21 protein-coding genes are annotated in these 16,954 nt (G+C 66.7%); 11 read left to right on the forward strand and 10 right to left on the reverse strand.

From position 1 onward, the window contains the following. The first annotated feature begins 72 nt into the window (after positions 1 to 72). The 5 genes from AC6UUM_RS04985 to AC6UUM_RS05005 are packed head-to-tail and all read left to right on the forward strand — an operon-like array spanning position 73 to position 2,803. On the forward strand, positions 73 to 807 hold the full coding sequence (locus AC6UUM_RS04985) for a hypothetical protein (protein ID WP_500804233.1): 735 nt from the start codon (positions 73 to 75) through the stop codon (positions 805 to 807). Next, positions 807 to 1,241, forward strand: a complete 435-nt coding sequence (locus AC6UUM_RS04990; protein WP_500804234.1) for an acyl-CoA thioesterase — start codon at positions 807 to 809, stop codon at positions 1,239 to 1,241. The genes AC6UUM_RS04985 and AC6UUM_RS04990 overlap by 1 nt, the downstream gene beginning before the upstream one ends. After that, positions 1,238 to 1,654, forward strand: coding sequence for a VOC family protein (locus tag AC6UUM_RS04995; protein WP_500804235.1), 417 nt, complete (start codon positions 1,238 to 1,240; stop codon positions 1,652 to 1,654). Before AC6UUM_RS04990 ends, AC6UUM_RS04995 begins: the two co-directional genes overlap by 4 nt. Before the next feature lies 1 nt (position 1,655). Continuing rightward, positions 1,656 to 2,378, forward strand: coding sequence for a hydroxyacylglutathione hydrolase (gloB, locus tag AC6UUM_RS05000; protein ID WP_500804236.1), 723 nt, complete (start codon positions 1,656 to 1,658; stop codon positions 2,376 to 2,378). A 41-nt stretch (positions 2,379 to 2,419) separates the two neighbouring features. Further along, positions 2,420 to 2,803, forward strand: a complete 384-nt coding sequence (locus tag AC6UUM_RS05005) for a hypothetical protein (RefSeq protein WP_500804237.1) — start codon at positions 2,420 to 2,422, stop codon at positions 2,801 to 2,803. 6 nt (positions 2,804 to 2,809) lie between these two features. Here AC6UUM_RS05005 and gshB read toward each other — a convergent pair whose 3' ends face one another. Genes gshB through rsmI form a run of 4 tightly spaced genes read right to left on the reverse strand, consistent with a single transcriptional unit; the run spans position 2,810 to position 5,747 of the window. After that, a complete protein-coding gene (gshB, locus tag AC6UUM_RS05010) occupies positions 2,810 to 3,766 on the reverse strand; it encodes a glutathione synthase (protein ID WP_500804238.1) in 957 nt (318 codons plus the stop codon). Between the two features lie 25 nt (positions 3,767 to 3,791). Next, positions 3,792 to 4,586, reverse strand: coding sequence for a transglutaminase family protein (locus AC6UUM_RS05015; protein ID WP_500804239.1), 795 nt, complete (start codon positions 4,584 to 4,586; stop codon positions 3,792 to 3,794). Continuing rightward, on the reverse strand, positions 4,586 to 4,909 hold the full coding sequence (locus tag AC6UUM_RS05020; protein WP_500804240.1) for a YraN family protein: 324 nt from the start codon (positions 4,907 to 4,909) through the stop codon (positions 4,586 to 4,588). The genes AC6UUM_RS05015 and AC6UUM_RS05020 overlap by 1 nt, the downstream gene beginning before the upstream one ends. Before the next feature lie 31 nt (positions 4,910 to 4,940). After that, positions 4,941 to 5,747: a 16S rRNA (cytidine(1402)-2'-O)-methyltransferase gene (rsmI, locus tag AC6UUM_RS05025; protein WP_500804241.1), complete on the reverse strand. Its 807-nt coding sequence runs from the start codon at positions 5,745 to 5,747 to the stop codon at positions 4,941 to 4,943. A 72-nt stretch (positions 5,748 to 5,819) separates the two neighbouring features. On the opposite strand from rsmI, the gene AC6UUM_RS05030 reads away from it, so the two are divergent. Next, a complete protein-coding gene (locus AC6UUM_RS05030) occupies positions 5,820 to 7,073 on the forward strand; it encodes a penicillin-binding protein activator (RefSeq protein ID WP_500804242.1) in 1,254 nt (417 codons plus the stop codon). Between the two features lie 2 nt (positions 7,074 to 7,075). Here the strand turns inward: AC6UUM_RS05030 and hemW are convergent, their stop codons facing one another. The 3 genes from hemW to rph form a co-directional block, all read right to left on the reverse strand. After that, the gene (gene hemW, locus AC6UUM_RS05035; protein WP_500804243.1) at positions 7,076 to 8,221 is read right to left on the reverse strand and encodes a radical SAM family heme chaperone HemW; all 1,146 of its coding nucleotides are present in this window, start codon (positions 8,219 to 8,221) and stop codon (positions 7,076 to 7,078) included. Between the two features lie 100 nt (positions 8,222 to 8,321). Beyond that, on the reverse strand, positions 8,322 to 8,921 hold the full coding sequence (gene rdgB / locus AC6UUM_RS05040) for an RdgB/HAM1 family non-canonical purine NTP pyrophosphatase (protein WP_500804244.1): 600 nt from the start codon (positions 8,919 to 8,921) through the stop codon (positions 8,322 to 8,324). Further along, positions 8,918 to 9,634 (reverse strand): ribonuclease PH, encoded by a 717-nt coding sequence (gene rph / locus AC6UUM_RS05045; protein WP_500804245.1) that lies wholly within the window; start codon positions 9,632 to 9,634, stop codon positions 8,918 to 8,920. The genes rdgB and rph overlap by 4 nt, the downstream gene beginning before the upstream one ends. A gap of 115 nt (positions 9,635 to 9,749) precedes the next feature. Here rph and hrcA point away from each other — a divergent pair, with 115 nt between their 5' ends. The 3 genes from hrcA to AC6UUM_RS05060 all read left to right on the forward strand — a co-directional run bounded on the left by hrcA (position 9,750) and on the right by AC6UUM_RS05060 (position 12,657). Continuing rightward, the gene (gene hrcA, locus AC6UUM_RS05050) at positions 9,750 to 10,802 is read left to right on the forward strand and encodes a heat-inducible transcriptional repressor HrcA (protein ID WP_500804246.1); all 1,053 of its coding nucleotides are present in this window, start codon (positions 9,750 to 9,752) and stop codon (positions 10,800 to 10,802) included. Then, on the forward strand, positions 10,799 to 11,341 hold the full coding sequence (locus tag AC6UUM_RS05055) for a nucleotide exchange factor GrpE (protein ID WP_500804247.1): 543 nt from the start codon (positions 10,799 to 10,801) through the stop codon (positions 11,339 to 11,341). The genes hrcA and AC6UUM_RS05055 overlap by 4 nt, the downstream gene beginning before the upstream one ends. 89 nt (positions 11,342 to 11,430) lie before the next feature. Then, the gene (locus AC6UUM_RS05060; RefSeq protein ID WP_500804248.1) at positions 11,431 to 12,657 is read left to right on the forward strand and encodes a class I SAM-dependent methyltransferase; all 1,227 of its coding nucleotides are present in this window, start codon (positions 11,431 to 11,433) and stop codon (positions 12,655 to 12,657) included. Positions 12,658 to 12,710: 53 nt separating this feature from the next. Here the strand turns inward: AC6UUM_RS05060 and rlmN are convergent, their stop codons facing one another. After that, the gene (gene rlmN, locus AC6UUM_RS05065) at positions 12,711 to 14,042 is read right to left on the reverse strand and encodes a 23S rRNA (adenine(2503)-C(2))-methyltransferase RlmN (RefSeq protein WP_500804249.1); all 1,332 of its coding nucleotides are present in this window, start codon (positions 14,040 to 14,042) and stop codon (positions 12,711 to 12,713) included. A 109-nt stretch (positions 14,043 to 14,151) separates the two neighbouring features. Between rlmN and AC6UUM_RS05070 the strand changes: the two genes are divergently transcribed. Next, positions 14,152 to 14,670, forward strand: coding sequence for a DUF2306 domain-containing protein (locus tag AC6UUM_RS05070; RefSeq protein WP_500804250.1), 519 nt, complete (start codon positions 14,152 to 14,154; stop codon positions 14,668 to 14,670). A gap of 16 nt (positions 14,671 to 14,686) precedes the next feature. On the opposite strand, the gene AC6UUM_RS05075 is transcribed toward AC6UUM_RS05070, so the two are convergent. Continuing rightward, entirely contained in the window at positions 14,687 to 15,460 is a 774-nt protein-coding gene (locus AC6UUM_RS05075) for a glucose 1-dehydrogenase (RefSeq protein ID WP_500804251.1), read from the reverse strand. 106 nt (positions 15,461 to 15,566) lie between these two features. On the opposite strand from AC6UUM_RS05075, the gene def reads away from it, so the two are divergent. After that, complete coding sequence (gene def, locus AC6UUM_RS05080; protein WP_500804252.1) at positions 15,567 to 16,124, forward strand: peptide deformylase; 558 nt, start codon at positions 15,567 to 15,569, stop codon at positions 16,122 to 16,124. Positions 16,125 to 16,265: 141 nt separating this feature from the next. Here the strand turns inward: def and AC6UUM_RS05085 are convergent, their stop codons facing one another. Beyond that, complete coding sequence (locus AC6UUM_RS05085) at positions 16,266 to 16,940, reverse strand: SDR family NAD(P)-dependent oxidoreductase (RefSeq protein ID WP_500804253.1); 675 nt, start codon at positions 16,938 to 16,940, stop codon at positions 16,266 to 16,268. Positions 16,941 to 16,954 lie beyond the last annotated feature (14 nt).

Below are 16,954 nucleotides of genomic sequence, written 5' to 3' on the forward strand. Positions count from 1 at the left end.
TTGTTGGCTCTGTGCGCCGCCCCGGCGCTCGCTGCGCCGTCTGACCCGACGCGGTACAAAGCCTGCCTGGAAATGGCACCCAAAGACCCGGCCCGCGCCCTGCAGATGGCCTATGGCTGGCGCATCGAAGGCGGCGGCGTCGCGGCGCAACATTGCCTGGCGGTGGCGCAGATGCACGCCCGCCACCATGATGCCGCGCTGAAAAGCTATGAAGCGGCCGGACAGGCCAGTGAGGCGGCGCGCGATGGCCAGGCGGTGGCGCTGTGGCGCCAAGCCGCCGATGCCGCGCTGATCGTCGGCCAGGCGGATACGGCCGTGCGCTTCCTGACGCGCGCGCTCGGCAAGCCGGGCGGGCTGGAACTGTCGCCGCGCGCCGAAGCCGATCTGCTGGTGCTGCGCGCCGAAGCGCTGGTGGAAGCGGGCAAGGCGGAAGCGGCCATGGCCGATCTGGCGCGCGCCACCAGCCTCGCCCCCGATGGCTTCACGCCGTGGCTGCTGCGCGCCACGCTGGCCCGGCGCGGCGGCGATCTGGCGGCGGCCGAAGCCGCGCTGCTGAAAGCGGCGGCGCTGGCGCCCGATTCGCCAGATGTCGAACTAGAAGCCGGCAACATCGCCCTGGCCAAGGGCGATACGGCGCTGGCGCGGCAAGCCTGGGAAGCCGCCGCCAGCGATGGCCCGGACACGCCGGCCGGTGCTGCGGCCAGTGCCGCGCTGGGCCGCATGGGCCCCGCAGCGCAAAAGCTGCTGGCCCCCGAAGCCGCGCAAAAGCCGCTGACGGACAGCCTGCTGCCTGCTACACCGCGCTGATGGCAAGAGCAGATTTCAAATTCGTCTGGATGCAACGCGCCCGCTTTGCCGAGGTCGATGCGCAGGCGGTGGTGTTCAACAGCCGCTATCTCGAATATTTCGATATCGGGATCACCGAGTATTTTCGTGACGTCGGCCTCTATCCGCAGCCCAATCTGCAAGGCGCGCCCGATCTGCATGTGGTGAAGGCCGAAGTGGTCTATCATGCGCCGGTGCTGCTCGATGAGATGATGGTGATCGGCGTGCGCTGCGAGAAGATCGGCCGCACCTCGCTGACCTTCGCCTTTGAAGTGCATGGTGAAGGTGCCGAGGATCTGCGCGCCAGCGGCACCGAAGTGCAGGTGCATGTGAATGAGCCGCGCGGCCGGCCGTCGCCGGTGCCCGATGCGGTGATTGCCCTGTTCGAAGCCTATGAAGGACGCGCGCTCAAATGAAATATCTCCACACCATGGTCCGCGTGTCGGATGTGCCGGAAACATTGCGCTTTTTCGAACTGCTCGGCCTCAAGGAGCTGCGCCGCATCGACAATGAAGCCGGGCGCTTCAGCCTGATCTTCCTGGCGGCGCCAGGCGATGAGGACGCGCAGATCGAGCTGACCCACAATTGGGACGAGGCCGGCTATGGCGGCGGGCGCAATTTCGGCCATGTCGCCTATGCAGTCGATGATATCTACGCCGCCTGCCAGCGGCTGCACGATGGCGGCGTGGTGATCAACCGGCCGCCGCGCGATGGCCGCATGGCATTCGTGCGCAGCCCCGATGGCATTTCGGTGGAACTGCTCCAGGCCGGCCCGGCGCTGCCGCCGGCCGAGCCCTGGGCTTCGATGCCCAATGTCGGGAGCTGGTGAGATGCTCGACATCATCGGCGTGCCGGTGCTTTCCGACAATTATGTCTGGCTGGCCCATGATGCAGTGAGCGGCGAAACGGCGGTGATCGATCCGGCGGTGGCCGAACCGGTGCTGGCGGTGGCCAACGCACGCGGGTGGACGATCACGCAGATTCTCAACACCCACTGGCACCCCGATCATGTTGGCGGCAACGCCGTGATCGTGGCGGCCACCGGCGCCAAGGTGACCGGCCCGCGCGGTGAAGCCGAAAAGATTCCGCTGATCGGGCGCGCGGTCGGCGAAGGGGACGCGGTGCAGATCGGCGCCCACATCGGCCGGGTGATCGATTGCCCGGCGCACACCGCCGGCCATATCGCCTATGCCTTTGAAGGCGCGCTGTTCGCCGGCGACACGCTGTTTGCCATGGGCTGCGGCCGCCTGTTCGAAGGCACCGCCGAACAGATGCATGGCGCGCTCGCCAAGTTCATGGCGTTGCCGCCGCGCACCCTGGTCTATTGCGCGCATGAATATACCCAATCCAACGCCCGCTTTGCGCTGACCATGGAGCCTGACAACATGGCGCTGGTCAACCGGGCGCAAGCCGTGGATCGCCTGCGCGAGCGCGGGGAACCCACCGTGCCGTTCAGCCTGGCGATGGAGGCGGCGACCAATCCGTTCGTCCGCGCCGGCAGCGTCGCCGAACTCGCCCGCCGCCGCGCCGCCAAGGACAGCTTCCGCGGCTGAGGCTGTTCATTTTGCAGAAAGCTGCTGGGGCACAGAATGGCATGATGATCAGGAAAATTCTTTTGGCAGCGGCTCTGTCTGCTGCTGCCGCGGCCGTGCCAGCCCTGGCGCAAGATGCACCCAAATCGCTGGCGAAGCCGGTTGATTGCCTTCAGACGCGCAGCATCTCGCAAACCGAAGCCGCGAAGGACCGGCATTGGTATGCCCGCACCCGCGACGGCAAATGGTATCGCAACAATATGGAATGCCCCGGCCTCGCCCCGGGCCGCGCGCTGGTGCATGTCAGCCCGATCGGCAGCCAGTGCCGTGGTGATATCGTTCAGGTGGTGGATTTCACGCTTGGCGGCATCAGCTTCGGCGGCTGCGGCATGGGTGGCTGGGAACAGGTCGATGGCCCGCCGGGCAAAGCGGCAAAGGCGAAATAGGCCGGGTCAGCCCCGGGCTGCAAGGCGCACATCGATGGCATCCCAGATGCGCGCCGGTGTGTTGGTGCCGTTGAAGCGATCGATGGCGCGCAGGCCGGTCGGCGACGTGACGTTGATTTCGGTCAGGCAGCCGGCGATCACATCGATGCCGACGAAGATCAGCCCGCGCGCCTTCAATTCAGGCCCGATGCGCGCGCAGATTTCCTGCTCGCGCGGGGTCAGCTCGGTGGGCTGGGCGCTGCCGCCGGCGGCGAGGTTCGACCGGATTTCGCCCTGCTTGGGCAGACGGTTGATGGCGCCGGTGGGCACGCCGTCCACCAGCACGATGCGTTTGTCCCCCAATGCCACGTCGGGCAGGAAGGCCTGCACCATGAAGGGTTCGCGCCACACGCTGCCGAACAATTCGACCAGCGCCGGCAGATTGCCGTCTTGTCTGTCGATCAGGAACACCGCCGCGCCGGCATTGCCATAAAGCGGCTTGACGACGATGGCGCCGTGGCGGGCACGAAAATCCATGGCTTCGGCCAGGCTTCTGGTCACCAGCGTTGGCGGCATCAGATCGGGGAAGCGCAGCACGAACAGTTTTTCCGGTGCGTTGCGCACCTCGGCCGGATCATTCACCACCAGCGTCGCGTGCTGCACCTGTTCGAGCAGGTGGGTGGCGGTGATGTAACCCATGTCGAACGGCGGATCCTGCCGCATCAGCACCACATCCGCATCATCGGCCAGATCGATGCTGCGCGCGTCCCCCAGCCATTCGAAATGATTGCCGATCTGGTTCATCACCCGCAGCGGCCGCGCCAGCGCGCGCACGCGGCCGTTTTCCGCCGACAGATCATCGGCGAGATAGTGGAACAGCGTGTGCCCACGTGCCTGCGCTTCCTCCATCAAGGCAAAGGTCGAATCGCCGGCGACATTGATGGTTTCGATCCGGTCCATCTGGACCGCGACGCGCATGGACATGAGGATTGCCTTCAGTTGTCGGACATCAATTATCGGAACGGGCCAACGCCGCCAGCGTGGTGCGGATGCGGGCCCCAAGCGCCGGATCGTGGGTGGTTTCCAGCATCGCGGTCAGGCTGGCGCGCGCCGCGGCCATGCGGCCCAATCGCTGTTCCAGCCGGGATCGTTCCCACCACAAGGCGCTGAGGCGCGGTGCCACGATGGTCAGCCGTTCATACAGCGTCAGCGCCCGTGTCACATCGCCGGCCAATTGCGCCCGGCTGGCCTGATTCGATACCAGCCGCACCAGCATCTGGCGGTTGCCCAGCACCGGAAAGCGCCCGCCGATCGGCAGGCCGCCACCCTGGCGGGCAATGTCGGCCGCGCGCGCCTGCGTCACGCTGCTGCCATGGTCGAAGGGATCGATCAGCGCCGGGGTGCCGCCGCCATGCACCTCCACCAGCACATGGCCGGGCAGGGACAGCGCCTCGGCACGCCAGCCGACCCGGCGGGCGAGCGCGACATAAAGGATCGACAGTGCAATCGGCAGGCCGCAGCCGCGCGATGCCACCGCGACCAGATCGGCATTCAACGGATTTTCATAATCCTGGGCATCGCCGCTGAAGCCGCCTTCACCGGCAATCAGCCCGGCCAGGCGCAGCGCGCGAGCCTGCCCCGTGGCCGGCGCCAGATCGCGTTGCAGGCTGATCGCCCAATTCTGCATCAGGCGGCGCAGGCGCATGGCATCGCCGCGTGGCCGATCCGCCAGGCTGAGCGCGATGCTGGCCTCGATCAGATCGATATCGCCATCATCCATCAGGCCGATTGTACCGAGTTCCATCACCATCCATCCCGCCAGATCGCCACCAGATGCACGGGCAGCGCCCACGGCCTGATGACCACCGCGTCGTGCCTGATCACCGCACCCGGCCAGCCATGGCGCGGTGCCAGCCAGCGGGCGGCGGACTTGCAGCGCCGCGCCGCCGCAGGATGCAGCGCCGTGACGCCAGTGTCGAGAGCGGGCCGTGCCTTCACCTCCACGAACACCAAAGTGTCCTTGTGGCGCATCAGCAAATCAATCTCCCCCACCGGGGTTTTCAGGCGCTGGCCGATCAGGCGATAGCCTTTGGCGATCAACCAGATTGCGGCGATTCGTTCCGCCATGCGGCCCCACCGCTCCCGGCGTTGGCGCTGCTTATTCGCCATGCTTGATCACCAGCGCACGGGCATAGGCGTCGGATCGCGACACGCCCAGCGCCTCGGCCACGGCGCGCGCTGCGTCTTTCACTTTCATCGTTGCCAGCGCGGCCTGCAGCGCCGAATCGAGGTCAGCCGCTGTTGCCGCTGCTGCCGGCAAGGGCGGCCCGACCAGCACGACAATCTCGCCCTTGGGCGGCGCATCGGCCCAGCGTGCGGCGAGGTCTGACAGTGGCCCGGTCACCATCTCCTCATAGCGTTTGGTGAGTTCACGCCCCATGCCGGCCGGCCGATCCCCCAGCCCCTCGTGCAGCGCGGTGAGCGTTGCGGCGAGGCGCGGCCCCGATTCGTAGAACACCAAAGTCGCCGGCACCGCCGCCAGTTCGGCAATCGCATCGCGCTTGGCTTTTTCCTTGGCAGGCAGGAACCCGGCAAACAGGAAGCGATCGGTGGGCAGGCCGGCGATGGACAGCGCCGCGATCGCCGCGCAGGCGCCCGGAACCGCCACGACATTCACCCCGGCCTCGCGGGCATCGGCGACCAATTTATAGCCCGGATCGGAAATCAGCGGCGTGCCGGCATCGGATACCAGCGCTACCGGCTCGATCAGCGCCCGCGCGATCAGCGCCGGGCGCACCGCCGCGGCGTTGTGATCATGATAGGGCTGCATGCGCGTGGCGATGCCGAAATGGTTGAGCAACCGGCCGGTCACCCGTGTGTCTTCACAGGCGATCAGGCTGGCGCCGTTCAGCACCCGCACGCCGCGCGTGGTCATGTCTCCCAGATTGCCGATGGGGGTGGCCACAATGTATAGGCCCGGCGCGAGGCTGGCTGGCTCCTGTGGGGAGTCCGGTTCGGAAGAAGGAAGTTCGTGCACATGGCTATCAAGAGCGGTCTTGGCCGCAACTGGCAAGTCTTGCGGCCTGCCGTGCTGGCATTTGCCGTGGTGGTGGCTGCCTGCACGCCGGCGCGCAAGGTGCCCGTCATGGTCGCGCCGCCGCCGCCACCGCCGCAAGTGGTCGCCCCCCGGCCGGCGCCGCTGCCCGAAGCCCGGCTCAACAAGGTCGCGCTGCTGGTGCCGCTGTCGGGCGCCAACGCCGCGCTGGGCGAATCGATCGCCAATGCCGCGGCCATGGCGATGACCGATCTGGGCAAGCCGCAGGTGCAGCTGATCACCTACGACAGCGCGCCCGGTGCCGGGGAAGCCGCAGCCAGGGCCGTGGCCGAAGGCGCCGGCCTGATCCTGGGGCCGCTGCTGGCCAGCGATGTGCCGGCAGTGAGCGCGGCGGTGGCGGGGCGGCCGGTGCCGATCCTGTCCTTCTCCAATGATGCCGGGGTGGCCGGCGGCGATGTCTTCGTCATGGGCTTTCAACCCGGCCAGGCCATCAACCGCGTCATCGCCTATGTGCGCAGCCGCGGCATCGAACGCTTCGCGGCGCTGGTGCCGCAAGGCGCCTATGGCCAGCGCGCGCAACTGGCCTTTGTGAAGGCGGTCAACGATGCCGGTGGCCGCTCGACCGCAGTGGTCAGCTATGGCCGTGAACCGGACAAATTGCTGGCGGCGGCGCGCCAGGTCACCAACCATGATGCCCGCCTGCGCGCCAGTGGCAAGCCGGTGATCCGCCCGGATGGCACGGTGGCGCGCGTCGCCGGTGCGCTCGCGCCGGTGCCGTTCCAGGCGCTGATGATCGCCGATTCGGGCAATGCCGCGCTGCGCTTCCTGCCGCCGCTGGCGCGCTTTGGCGCCGCGCCCGGCCAGGTGGTGATCCTGGGCACGGAATTGTGGAACAACGAACCCGGCCTGGCCCGCGTGCCGGCGTTGAAGGGCGCGCTCTATGCCACCGTGGCCGATGCGCGCTTCAACAGTCTCGCGGTGCGCTATCGCACCAAGCACGGCGGCAACCCGTCACGGCTGGCGTCGTTGGGCTATGATGCGGTGCTGCTGGCCCACAGCCTGGCGGCGCGCTGGCCGCTGGGCCAGCCGTTCCCGCGCGCGGCGCTGCTGGCGCCCGATGGCTTTTCCGGCATCGATGGCGCCTTCCGCTTCACGCCTGCCCGCGTCGCCGAACGCGCGCTGGAAGTGGACCAGATCGGCACCGGCACGGTTTCGCCGGCACCGACGTCATTCTGAGGTCAGCGCGCGATCTCCGCCAGCACCGCGTTGGCCAGCGGCCAGCCGGTGGCCGTCAGGCGCAGACCGTTTGTGTCGGCGGTGACAAGGCCCTGCGTTGCCAGCCGCGCCACCGCATCGGGCTTCACCGCCTCGGCCAGGGTCACGCCGGCGCGCGCCGCGAAGCGTGTGGCGTTCAGCCCTTCGGCGAGGCGCAGGCCCATCACCAGCGCTTCGCTGGTCCGCTCCGCGATCGTCAGCGGCGTCTCGCTTTCCATGCCATGGCCATGTTCGGTGACGCTGTTCAGCCAGGCCTCCGGCTTCTTGCGGCGCAGCGTCGCCACGCCATGGCGGCGGCCGTGCGCGCCCGGCCCGATGCCTGCATAATCGCCATAGCGCCAGTACACCAGATTGTGCCGGCTTTCCTGGCCGGGCCGCGCGTGGTTGGAAATTTCATAGGCCGGGATGCCCGCCGCCGCCGTCTGCGCCTGCGTGATGGCGAACAGATCGGCACTGGTATCCTCATCGGGCATCACCAACTGCCCCCGCGCATGCAGGGCGGCAAAGCGCGTGCCGGGCTCGATGGTGAGCTGATAAAGCGACAAATGGCTGGTGCCGAAGCCGATGGCGCGGGCGAGTTCGGCTTGCCAGCTCGTCCGCGTCATGCCGGGCCGGTCATAGATCAGATCGAAGCTGACGCGGGCAAATGTGGCCTGCGCCACATCCAGCGCGGCCAGCGCCGCCGCCAGATCATGCGGGCGGCCAAGCAGCTTCAGCGCCGCATCATCCAGCGCCTGCACGCCCAATGATAGCCGGTTGACCCCGGCGCTGGCAAAGCCGGCAAAACGCGCGGCTTCGACGCTGGAAGGGTTGGCTTCCAGCGTGATTTCGATGTCGCCATCGGGTGCCCAATGCTGGCAGGCCGCTTCGACGATGGCGGCGACGGTTGCGGGCGGCATCAGGCTGGGGGTGCCGCCGCCGAAGAAGATGCTGGCCAATTTGCGCCCCGGCAGCCGCGCGGCTTCGAACGCCAGATCGGCGAGCAGGGCGGCCTGCCACTGCGCCTGATCGACCGATGCGCGGACATGGCTGTTGAAATCGCAATAGGGGCATTTGGTGACGCAGAACGGCCAGTGGACGTAGAGGGCGAGGGGTTCGGTGCCTGTCACGCCCACCCCCAGCCCCTCCCGCAAGCGGGAGGGGAGCCGTTTGGTCCACGCACAATCTGCTCCCCTCCCGCTTGCGGGAGGGGCTGGGGGTGGGGTGTGGTCACCGCGCAATCGCCGGCAACAATCCCACCAGCAGGCGGAACGCCCGCGCCCGGTGATTGTCGGCTTCCTTGTCGGCGCGCGCCATCTCGCCATAGGTCTGGGTCCGGCCTTCCATCAGGAACATCGGGTCATAGCCGAAGCCGTTGCCGCCCCGCGGTGGCCATACCAGTCTGCCGTCCACCCGGCCTTCCACCACCTCGGTGTGGCCATCGGGCCAGGCGACACACAGCGCGCAGATGAAATGGGCATCGCGTGGGCGCTCGCCGAGTTCGGCGTTCACCCGCGCCATGGCCGCGCCGAAATCCTTGGCTTCGCCGGCCCAGCGCGCCGAATAAATCCCCGGCGCGCCGCCCAGCGCCGCCACGCAAAGCCCACTGTCATCGGCAATCGCCGGCAGGCCGCTTGCCGTGGCTGCGGCCAGCGCCTTCAACCGGGCATTGCCGATGAAACTGTCTTCGGTTTCCTCGGGCTCCGGCAACCCCAGCTCGCCCGCCGACACCACGTCCAGACCATGCGGGCCAAGCAGCTCGGCCAGCTCCACCACCTTGCCGGGATTATGCGTGGCCAGCACCAGCCGGCCCGGTGCCAGCCGCCTCATCGGCCCACCGCAGCCAGCTGCGCGGCAAACACCTCGCCGCAGCCGATGCGGGCCAGCCGCAGCAGGCGCAGCAGCGTTTCTTCATCGAAGGGCTCACCTTCGGCAGTGCCTTGCACCTCGACGATGCCGCCCTGGTTGGTCAGCACGAAATTGGCGTCGGTGCCGGCGTTCGAATCCTCGATATAATCCAGATCGAGCACCGGATTGCCGTTGTACACACCGCAGCTGATCGCGGCGACCTGTGTGGTGAGCGGATCGGCGGCCAGCGCGGTCTTGGCATGGATATGATCGATGGCCAGCCGCAGCGCCACCCAGGCGCCGGAAATCGCCGCGGTGCGGGTGCCGCCATCGGCCTGGATCACGTCGCAATCCAGCGTGATCTGCCGTTCGCCCAGCGCCACCAGATCGGTGACGGCGCGCAAGGACCGGCCGATCAGGCGCTGGATTTCCTGGGTGCGGCCCGATTGCTTGCCCTTGGCGGCCTCGCGGCTGCCGCGGGTATGGGTGGCACGCGGCAGCATGCCATATTCGGCTGTCACCCATCCCTTGCCCTGGCCGCGCAGCCAGGGCGGCAGCCGTTCTTCGACGCTGGCGGTGACCAGCACATGGGTGTTGCCGAATTTGACCAGGCACGATCCTTCGGCGTGGGCCGAAAAACCGGGGATCATCTCGATCGACCGCATCTGGTCGGGGGCGCGGCCGGATGGGCGCATGGATAAAGCCTTTCAATAGTCAGCAACCGTGGCCTTATTGCCTGGCGACCCGGAAGGGAAGGGCCCCCCAATGCCGCCCATTGCGCCCACCCCGTTGCCGCCATACACTCGTGCCATGCAGCAGACCCCGTCGCTGGCCGAACTCAACGATCGTGCGCGCGCCATTTTCCGGCAGATTGTCGATGCCTATCTGCTGTCCGGTGCGCCGGTGGGCAGTCGTACGCTGGCCAAGGGCGGCGGGCTGGGCCTGTCGCCGGCCTCGATCCGCAATGTCATGCAGGATCTGGAGGAATTGGGCCTGCTCGCCGCGCCGCACACGTCGGCTGGGCGCCTGCCGACCGAACTGGGCCTGCGGATGTTCGTCGATGGCATGATGCAGGCCGCCGAAGTGTCAGAAGATGAACGGGCCGCGCTGGAGGCTGGGCTGACGGCAGGGCTGGCGGGGGGCGTGGCGATGGAGGATGCGCTCAGCCGCACCACCGCGGCGCTGTCTGGCCTGTCGCACTGCGCCGGGCTGGTGCTGGTGCCGGCGCGCGAGATGATCATCCGGCAATTGAGTTTCGTGCCGCTGTCCCCGCAACGCGCGCTGGTGGTGCTGGTCGGCGCCGATGGCAGCGTGGAAAATCGCCTGCTCGATCTGCCCATCGGCGTGCTGCCGGCCACGCTGGAAGCCGCCGCCAACTATATCAGCACCCGGCTGGCCGGATTGACGCTGGCCGAAGCGATGGTGCGGCTGGAACAGGAAATCGCCGGGCATCGTGCGGCGCTGGATGCCATCACCCAGGCGGCAGTGGCCGCAGGGCTGGCGGTATGGTCGGCCGATGCCACCGCGCGCCCGGTGCTGATCGTGCGCGGGCAGGCGCAATTGATCGAAGGCGAAATGGACCTTGATAAGGTGCGCCAGTTGCTCGACGATCTGGAGGACAAGGCCGAACTGATCCGCCTGCTCGACATGGCGCGCGGGGCAGACGCCACCCGCATCTTCATCGGCGCCGAATCGCGATTATTCTCGCTTTCGGGCTCCAGCGTGATTGCGGCACCCTATCGCGGCAACGATGGCCGGGTGATCGGCGTTGTAGGGGTTATCGGGCCGACGCGGTTGAACTATGCGCGTGTCATCCCCATGGTGGATTACACCGCCCGAACCTTGAGCAGATTGGTATCATGACTGACAATATCGACACACAGGATATCCCCGAAGCCCCGGAAGCCCCGGACACCAGCCCGGAAATGGATCTGGCCCCCGATCTTGCCGAAGCGCTGCTGGCCAAGGACCAGGAAATCGCCGATCTGAAGGATCGCGTGCTGCGCGCGCTGGCCGATGTGGAAAACACCCGCCGTCGGCTGGAGCGCGACAAGGCCGAAGCCACGCAATATGCCGTCACCAACTTTGCCCGCGACATGCTGGCGGTGGCAGAAAATCTGCGTCGTGCCGTCGCCTCGCTGCCCGCCGAGGGCTTTGACGGCGTGCGCGCCGGCATCGAAGCCACCGAACGCGAATTGATCGCCATCTTCGGCCGCCAGAACATCACCCGCATCGAGATCACCGCCGGGCAGCCGCTCGATCCCAATCGCCACCAAGCGATGATCGAAGTGCCCAGCGACCTGCCCGCCGGCAGCGTGGTGGCAGAACTGGCCAGTGGCTGGACGATCCGCGACCGCCTGTTGCGGCCGGCGATGGTGAGCGTGGCACGCGCCGACGGGTAACCGCGGGCCGCTCTGCTGCGAACCGGCAGCAGGCGGCAAGCGGTTCGGGGGGCGACCCTTTGGCTTGTTTCCGTTTCGGGAGCGAGTTCATGTGGTTGTTGGATAAATTTTTTCGACGTGTCGTGCGCGATGGCGAATTGATCGTCATCGATGCGGCCGGGACGACGCATCGATATGGGCAGCCACGCGGCGGCCATGCGGCCGTGCAGGTGCGGTTGACCGACCGTGCCACCGCCCGCGCCATCGCGCTCAACCCGGCGTTGGGCGCGGGCGAAGCCTATATGGATGGCCGGCTCCTGCTGGAGCAGGGCGATATCCTTGCCTTGCTCGATCTGATCATCTTCAACCTGCGGTGGGAACGCGACAATCCGGTGCGCTTTGCGCTGTGGCGGCAGGCGCGCATCGCGGCCTGGTGGGATGGCATCAACTTCGCAGCCCGCGCCAAGCGCAATGTTGCGCATCATTATGATCTGGATGATCGGCTGTACGATCTGTTCCTCGATCCGCACCGCCAATACAGCTGCGCCTATTGGGCGCCGGGGGTGACGACGCTGGAAGCCGCGCAGGAGGCCAAGCTGGCGCATATCGCCGCCAAGCTTGATCTGAAGCCGGGGATGCGCGTGCTCGATATCGGCTGCGGCTGGGGCGGGCTGGCGCGATACCTGCACAAGGTGTCGGGCGCCAACGTGCTGGGCGTCACCTTGTCGGAAGAGCAGTTGAAATATGCGCGGGCCGAAACCGCGCGGGCTGGCCTGACCGGGGTGGAATATCAGCTCATCGATTATCGCGCAGTGACGGGCCAGTTCGATCGCATCGTTTCGGTCGGCATGTTCGAACATGTCGGCCCGCCGCATTATCGGGCCTATTTCGACACGGTCGAACGGCTGCTGAAACCCGATGGCGTCGCGCTGATCCACACGATCGCGCGGGCCGACGGGCCGGGCGCCACCGATCCGTGGACCGCCAAATATATCTTCCCCGGTGGCTATGCCCCGGCCGTGTCACAGATCGTGCCGCACATCGAAAATGCCTGGCTCTGGGTTTCCGATATCGAAGTGCTGCGCCTGCATTATGCCCACACACTGAAAGCCTGGTATGATCGTTGCGCCGCGCAGGAGGCGGAGATCACCCGGCTTTATGATGCGCGTTTTTACCGGATGTGGATGTTCTATCTGGCGTCGGCCTGGTGCGCCTTCGTCCATGATGGGCATATGAATGTGCAGATTCAACTGACCAAGCGGCGGGATGCTCTGCCCTTGACGCGGGGGTATATGGGGGAAGTGGAGCGCGGTTTGCCGGGTGGGGTGGTGGACTGAACCCACCCCCTGGGACAATCTGCACCCCTCCCGCAGCCAGGAGGGGAAACGCCTCAATCCACCCAGCCCAGTTCCTTCTCCGCCGCCCGCCGGTCCAGCTCCGCCCGGCTGATCTTCTCTGATGCTGATTTCAGCTGCCCGCAGGCGGCCATGATGTCCCGGCCGCGCGGGGTGCGCACCGGGGCGGAAATGCCGGCATGGAAGATGATGTCGGAAAAGGCACGGATGCGTTCGGGAGGGGAGCAAGTATAGGCGCTGCCCGGCCATGGGTTGAACGGGATCAAATTCACCTTGGCCGGCAGGCGATAGCGGCGGATCAACCGCACCAGTTCACGCGCATCTTCGTCGCTGTCATTCTTGCCATCGAGCATCACATATTCGAACGTGATGCGCCGCGCGTTGTTTGCACCGGGATAATCGGCGCAGGCCTGCAACAACTGCTCTATGCCGTATTTCTTGTTGATCGGCACGATTTCGTCGCGGATCTCCTTGGTGACCGCGTGCAGCGACACCGCCAGATTGACGCCGATCTCGTGGCCGGCGCGCGCCATCATCGGCACCACGCCGCTGGTGGAAAGCGTGATGCGCCGTTTCGACAGGCCCAGGCCATCGCCATCCATCACGATCTGCAAAGCATTGCGGACATTGTCGAAATTATACAGCGGCTCGCCCATGCCCATCATCACGATGTTGGTGAGCATGCGCCCCTCCGGCGTGTAATTGTTGCCGGGGTTGTGGGCACCGGGGATGTAGGGCCGGTCCTCATCGTCATCGTCCGTATCGGGCAGGGCGGGCAGGCTGGCGGTGCCATTGGGCCATTCGCCCAGCGCATCGCGCGCCAGCATCACCTGGCCGACGATTTCCGCCGCGGTCAGATTGCGCACCAGCTTCATCGTGCCGGTGTGGCAGAACCGGCAGTTCAGCGTGCAGCCGACCTGGCTGGACACGCACAGCGTGCCGCGCCAGGCGTCTGGGATGAACACGCATTCGGCTTCCTCGCCATCGTCAAAGCGCAGCAGCCATTTGCGCGTGCCGTCGTTCGACACTTGCGCCGTCACCACCTCCGGGCGGCCGACCACGAAATGCTGGTCGAGAACGCTGCGCATATCCTTGGAAATATTGGCCATCGCCTGAATTTCGGTCACGCCGCGATTGTAGAGCCAGTGCCACAACTGGCTGACGCGCATGTTGATCTGCTTGGTGGGCACGCCGATATCGGCCAGCGCGTTGCGCAGTTCGGGTTTCGACAGGCCGATCAGCACACGCTTGCCGTCGGCGCGCGCGCCGGCCTTGCGCGGCAGCACCATGGGATCGGACGGTCCGGGGATGGGCATAACCGCAGCGGGCTGCGCCTCAGCATCGGTCGGAATGGTTTCGTTGGTCATCGCCGGGCCATAGACCAAAAGCGCCCCAGCGAAAACCGGCAGCGAAAACCGCTTGCATGGGTCCAGCCGCACGGCGACTGTCTACTGCAAAGCGGGGGATCAAAGGCTTATGGCGACACGGGCGATCAACGAAAGCAGCGGCATCCTGTCCAACCGCAACCTGGCCTATGCCACGGCGCTGTTGCTGGCGGTGGTGCTCGTCGCCGTCGTGCGCGGTGGGGGCGGCCTCATGGCGCTGCCGCTGCTGGTGCAGCTTCATTTGCTCAGCATGATGGCGGTGATGGCGCTGACCGTGCCGGTGCTGCTCAGCGCCAAGGGCACGCCGCGCCATCGCCTGCTGGGGCGCATCTGGGCCGGGCTGATGTGGGGCAATGCCATCATCACGCTGTTTTTCAACGTCGGGCGCGGCCATCCGCCCGGCGGCGTGTTCGTCGGCGATTGGTCCCCCATTCACGCGCTCAGCCTGTTCGTGATGGTGATGGTGCCGGTGGCGGTGATCCGCGCCCGCCGCCATGACCGCGCCGGCCATGAATCGGCCATGCGCGGCCTGGTCATCGGCAGCCTATTGATTGCCGGTTTCTTCACCTTGCCGTTCGGGCGGCTGCTGGGGAGCTGGCTGATGGGCTGACCCCTGGCCCGGTGCGCTACATCGCGCTGATGCCGCCATCCACATAGAGGCCGTGGCCGGTGACCATCTTGGCTTCGTCGCTGGCCAGATACACGGCGGCCCAGGCGATATCGTCGGGTTCGCCCACCGCGCCCAGCGGGATCTGCCGGCCCAATTTGGCCAGGCCTTCTTCCCGGCCCATGCGGCTGGTGATGCCATCGAGGATCGGCGTGTCGATGAACACCGGGTGGATGCTGTTGCAGGTGATGCGATATTGCTGCTTGGCGCAATGCAGGGCGACGCTCTTGGTCAGGTGGCGCACGGCGGCCTTGGCGCTGTTGTAGGCGGCGCTGTTGTGCGCGGCGATTACGCCGGCGATGCTGCTGAGGTTGATGATGCTGCCGCGCACACCGGTTTCGCGCACGAAGCGCGCCATGGTGGGTAAAGAGAGTTTGCAGCCCAGGAACACGCTGTCCAGATCGATGCTGTGCACGCGTTTCCAGGTGTCGAAATCGGTGGCCTCCACCGTCGATCCCGCCGCGATGCCGGCATTGTTGACCAGCACGTTGAAGCCGCCCCATTTTTCTTCCGCAAAGGCAATGGCGGCCGCCCAATCCTCCGGGCTGGTCACATCATGGCGGCAGGCCACGGCCGCATCGCCGATGCTGGCCGCCACGGCCGCGACGCCGGCTTCGTTGATGTCGGTCAGGATCAGCCGCGCGCCTTCTTCCGCCATGCGTCGCGCCATCGCTTCGCCCAGGCCCTGCGCTGCGCCCGTGATCAGGGCCACCTTGCCTGCCATGCGGTTCATCGTCGTGTCTCCCGATTGCTGAATTTGCATCTACGCTGCCCCGCCGCGCGCGTCAGGGCAAGCTGATACTCTTGACGCTGGCTTGTGCGCGCCATACCTCGCAGGCATGGCCATCCTCCCCATCATCGAAACGCCGGACGCGCGGCTCAAGCAGATCAGTACGCCGGTTGCTGCTGTCACCGATGCGCATCGCACGCTGATCGCCGACATGTTCGAAACCATGTACGACGCACCCGGCATCGGCCTCGCCGCCATCCAGGTCGGCGTGCCGGAACGTATCCTGGTGATCGATCTGCAGCCCGAAGCCGATGATACGCCGGACGATGCCGATCCCGAAACCATCGTGCGCGTGAAGCAGCCGCGGGTGTTCATCAACCCGGAAATCACCTGGGCGTCGGAGGAACACAGCGTCTATCAGGAAGGCTGCCTGTCGGTGCCGGAGATGTATGCCGACGTCACCCGCCCGGCTCGCATCCGCGTGACCTGGCTCGATGATCAGGGCGCCGGCCATGATGAGGAAATCGACGGCCTGCTCGCCACCTGCCTGCAGCACGAGATGGACCATCTGAACGGCGTGCTGTTCATCGATCACCTCTCCCGGCTGAAGCGCGACATGCTGCTGAAGAAGCTGGAGAAAATGCGGCGGACAGGCCGGGCGGCCTGATTTTCCCTCTCCCCTCGCGGGAGAGGGCGACTCGCCAAAGGCGAGCGGGGTGAGGGGGTGTATGTGTTGCCACCCGCGATCACCCCTCACCCCGGGCCGCCTTCGGCGTCTCTCGCCCTCTCCGACAAGGAGAGAGGGTTTTCAGCCGGTCACCGCCGCCACGATTATCCGTGCAGCATCCTCGGGCGGCTTCAGCCGGGCCGGGTCTTCGCCGGGATAGGCGGCGGCGCGCATCTTGGTACGGGTGGCGCCGGGGTCGATGATGTGGGTGCGGATGGCGCTGATGTTGCGCACTTCGGCGCCATAGGTGTGCACCAGATTTTCCAGCGCCGCCTTGGTCGCGGCATAGCCGCCCCAATAGGCGCGTGGGGCGCTCGCCACTGACGAGGTGATCGCCACCAGGCTGGCAGCGCGCGACTGGCGCAGCCAGGGATCGGCGGCCCGGATCAGGCGCATGTTGGCGGTCAGGTTGATGGCGACCAACTTGTCCCATTCCTTCAGATCGAGATGCGGCACCGGCGCCAGCGTGCCGAGCAGCGCGGCATTCAGGATCAGCGCATCCAGCGCCCCCCAGCGCGCGCCGATCGCGGCACCCAGCCGATCGATGGCATCGAAATCCGCCAGATCGAACGGCGCGATGGTGGCAGTGCCGCCGGCGGCATGGATGCGATCATCCACCTCGGCCAGGGCCTTTTCGGTGCGGGCGGTGATGATCACATGCCAGCCGGCCGCCGCCATCAATTCGGCGGTGGCAGCGCCAATGCCGCGGCTGGCGCCGGTGATCAGGGCGAGGGGTTTGTCTGCGCTGCCAGTCATGGCGCGTGATTAGG

The organism is Sandarakinorhabdus sp. (assembly GCF_987265915.1).

Bases quoted from the DNA above. Each gene is read 5' to 3' on its own strand.
- AC6UUM_RS05075 (WP_500804251.1), bottom strand. From the start codon at position 15,460: ATGAACCGCATGGCAGGCAAGGTGGCCCTGATCACGGGCGCAGCGCAG.
- rph (WP_500804245.1), bottom strand. From the start codon at position 9,634: ATGCGCCCATCCGGCCGCGCCCCCGACCAGATGCGGTCGATCGAGATG.
- rdgB (WP_500804244.1), bottom strand. From the start codon at position 8,921: ATGAGGCGGCTGGCACCGGGCCGGCTGGTGCTGGCCACGCATAATCCC.
- AC6UUM_RS05070 (WP_500804250.1), top strand. From the start codon at position 14,152: ATGGCGACACGGGCGATCAACGAAAGCAGCGGCATCCTGTCCAACCGC.
- AC6UUM_RS04985 (WP_500804233.1), top strand. From the start codon at position 73: ATGGCACCCAAAGACCCGGCCCGCGCCCTGCAGATGGCCTATGGCTGG.
- AC6UUM_RS05015 (WP_500804239.1), bottom strand. From the start codon at position 4,586: ATGGAACTCGGTACAATCGGCCTGATGGATGATGGCGATATCGATCTG.
- def (WP_500804252.1), top strand. From the start codon at position 15,567: ATGGCCATCCTCCCCATCATCGAAACGCCGGACGCGCGGCTCAAGCAG.
- AC6UUM_RS05085 (WP_500804253.1), bottom strand. From the start codon at position 16,940: ATGACTGGCAGCGCAGACAAACCCCTCGCCCTGATCACCGGCGCCAGC.
- rlmN (WP_500804249.1), bottom strand. From the start codon at position 14,042: ATGACCAACGAAACCATTCCGACCGATGCTGAGGCGCAGCCCGCTGCG.
- gshB (WP_500804238.1), bottom strand. From the start codon at position 3,766: ATGTCCATGCGCGTCGCGGTCCAGATGGACCGGATCGAAACCATCAAT.
- AC6UUM_RS04990 (WP_500804234.1), top strand. From the start codon at position 807: ATGGCAAGAGCAGATTTCAAATTCGTCTGGATGCAACGCGCCCGCTTT.
- AC6UUM_RS05030 (WP_500804242.1), top strand. From the start codon at position 5,820: ATGGCTATCAAGAGCGGTCTTGGCCGCAACTGGCAAGTCTTGCGGCCT.
- AC6UUM_RS05055 (WP_500804247.1), top strand. From the start codon at position 10,799: ATGACTGACAATATCGACACACAGGATATCCCCGAAGCCCCGGAAGCC.
- hrcA (WP_500804246.1), top strand. From the start codon at position 9,750: ATGCAGCAGACCCCGTCGCTGGCCGAACTCAACGATCGTGCGCGCGCC.
- AC6UUM_RS05020 (WP_500804240.1), bottom strand. From the start codon at position 4,909: ATGGCGGAACGAATCGCCGCAATCTGGTTGATCGCCAAAGGCTATCGC.
- gloB (WP_500804236.1), top strand. From the start codon at position 1,656: ATGCTCGACATCATCGGCGTGCCGGTGCTTTCCGACAATTATGTCTGG.
- AC6UUM_RS05060 (WP_500804248.1), top strand. From the start codon at position 11,431: ATGTGGTTGTTGGATAAATTTTTTCGACGTGTCGTGCGCGATGGCGAA.
- AC6UUM_RS05005 (WP_500804237.1), top strand. From the start codon at position 2,420: ATGATGATCAGGAAAATTCTTTTGGCAGCGGCTCTGTCTGCTGCTGCC.
- AC6UUM_RS04995 (WP_500804235.1), top strand. From the start codon at position 1,238: ATGAAATATCTCCACACCATGGTCCGCGTGTCGGATGTGCCGGAAACA.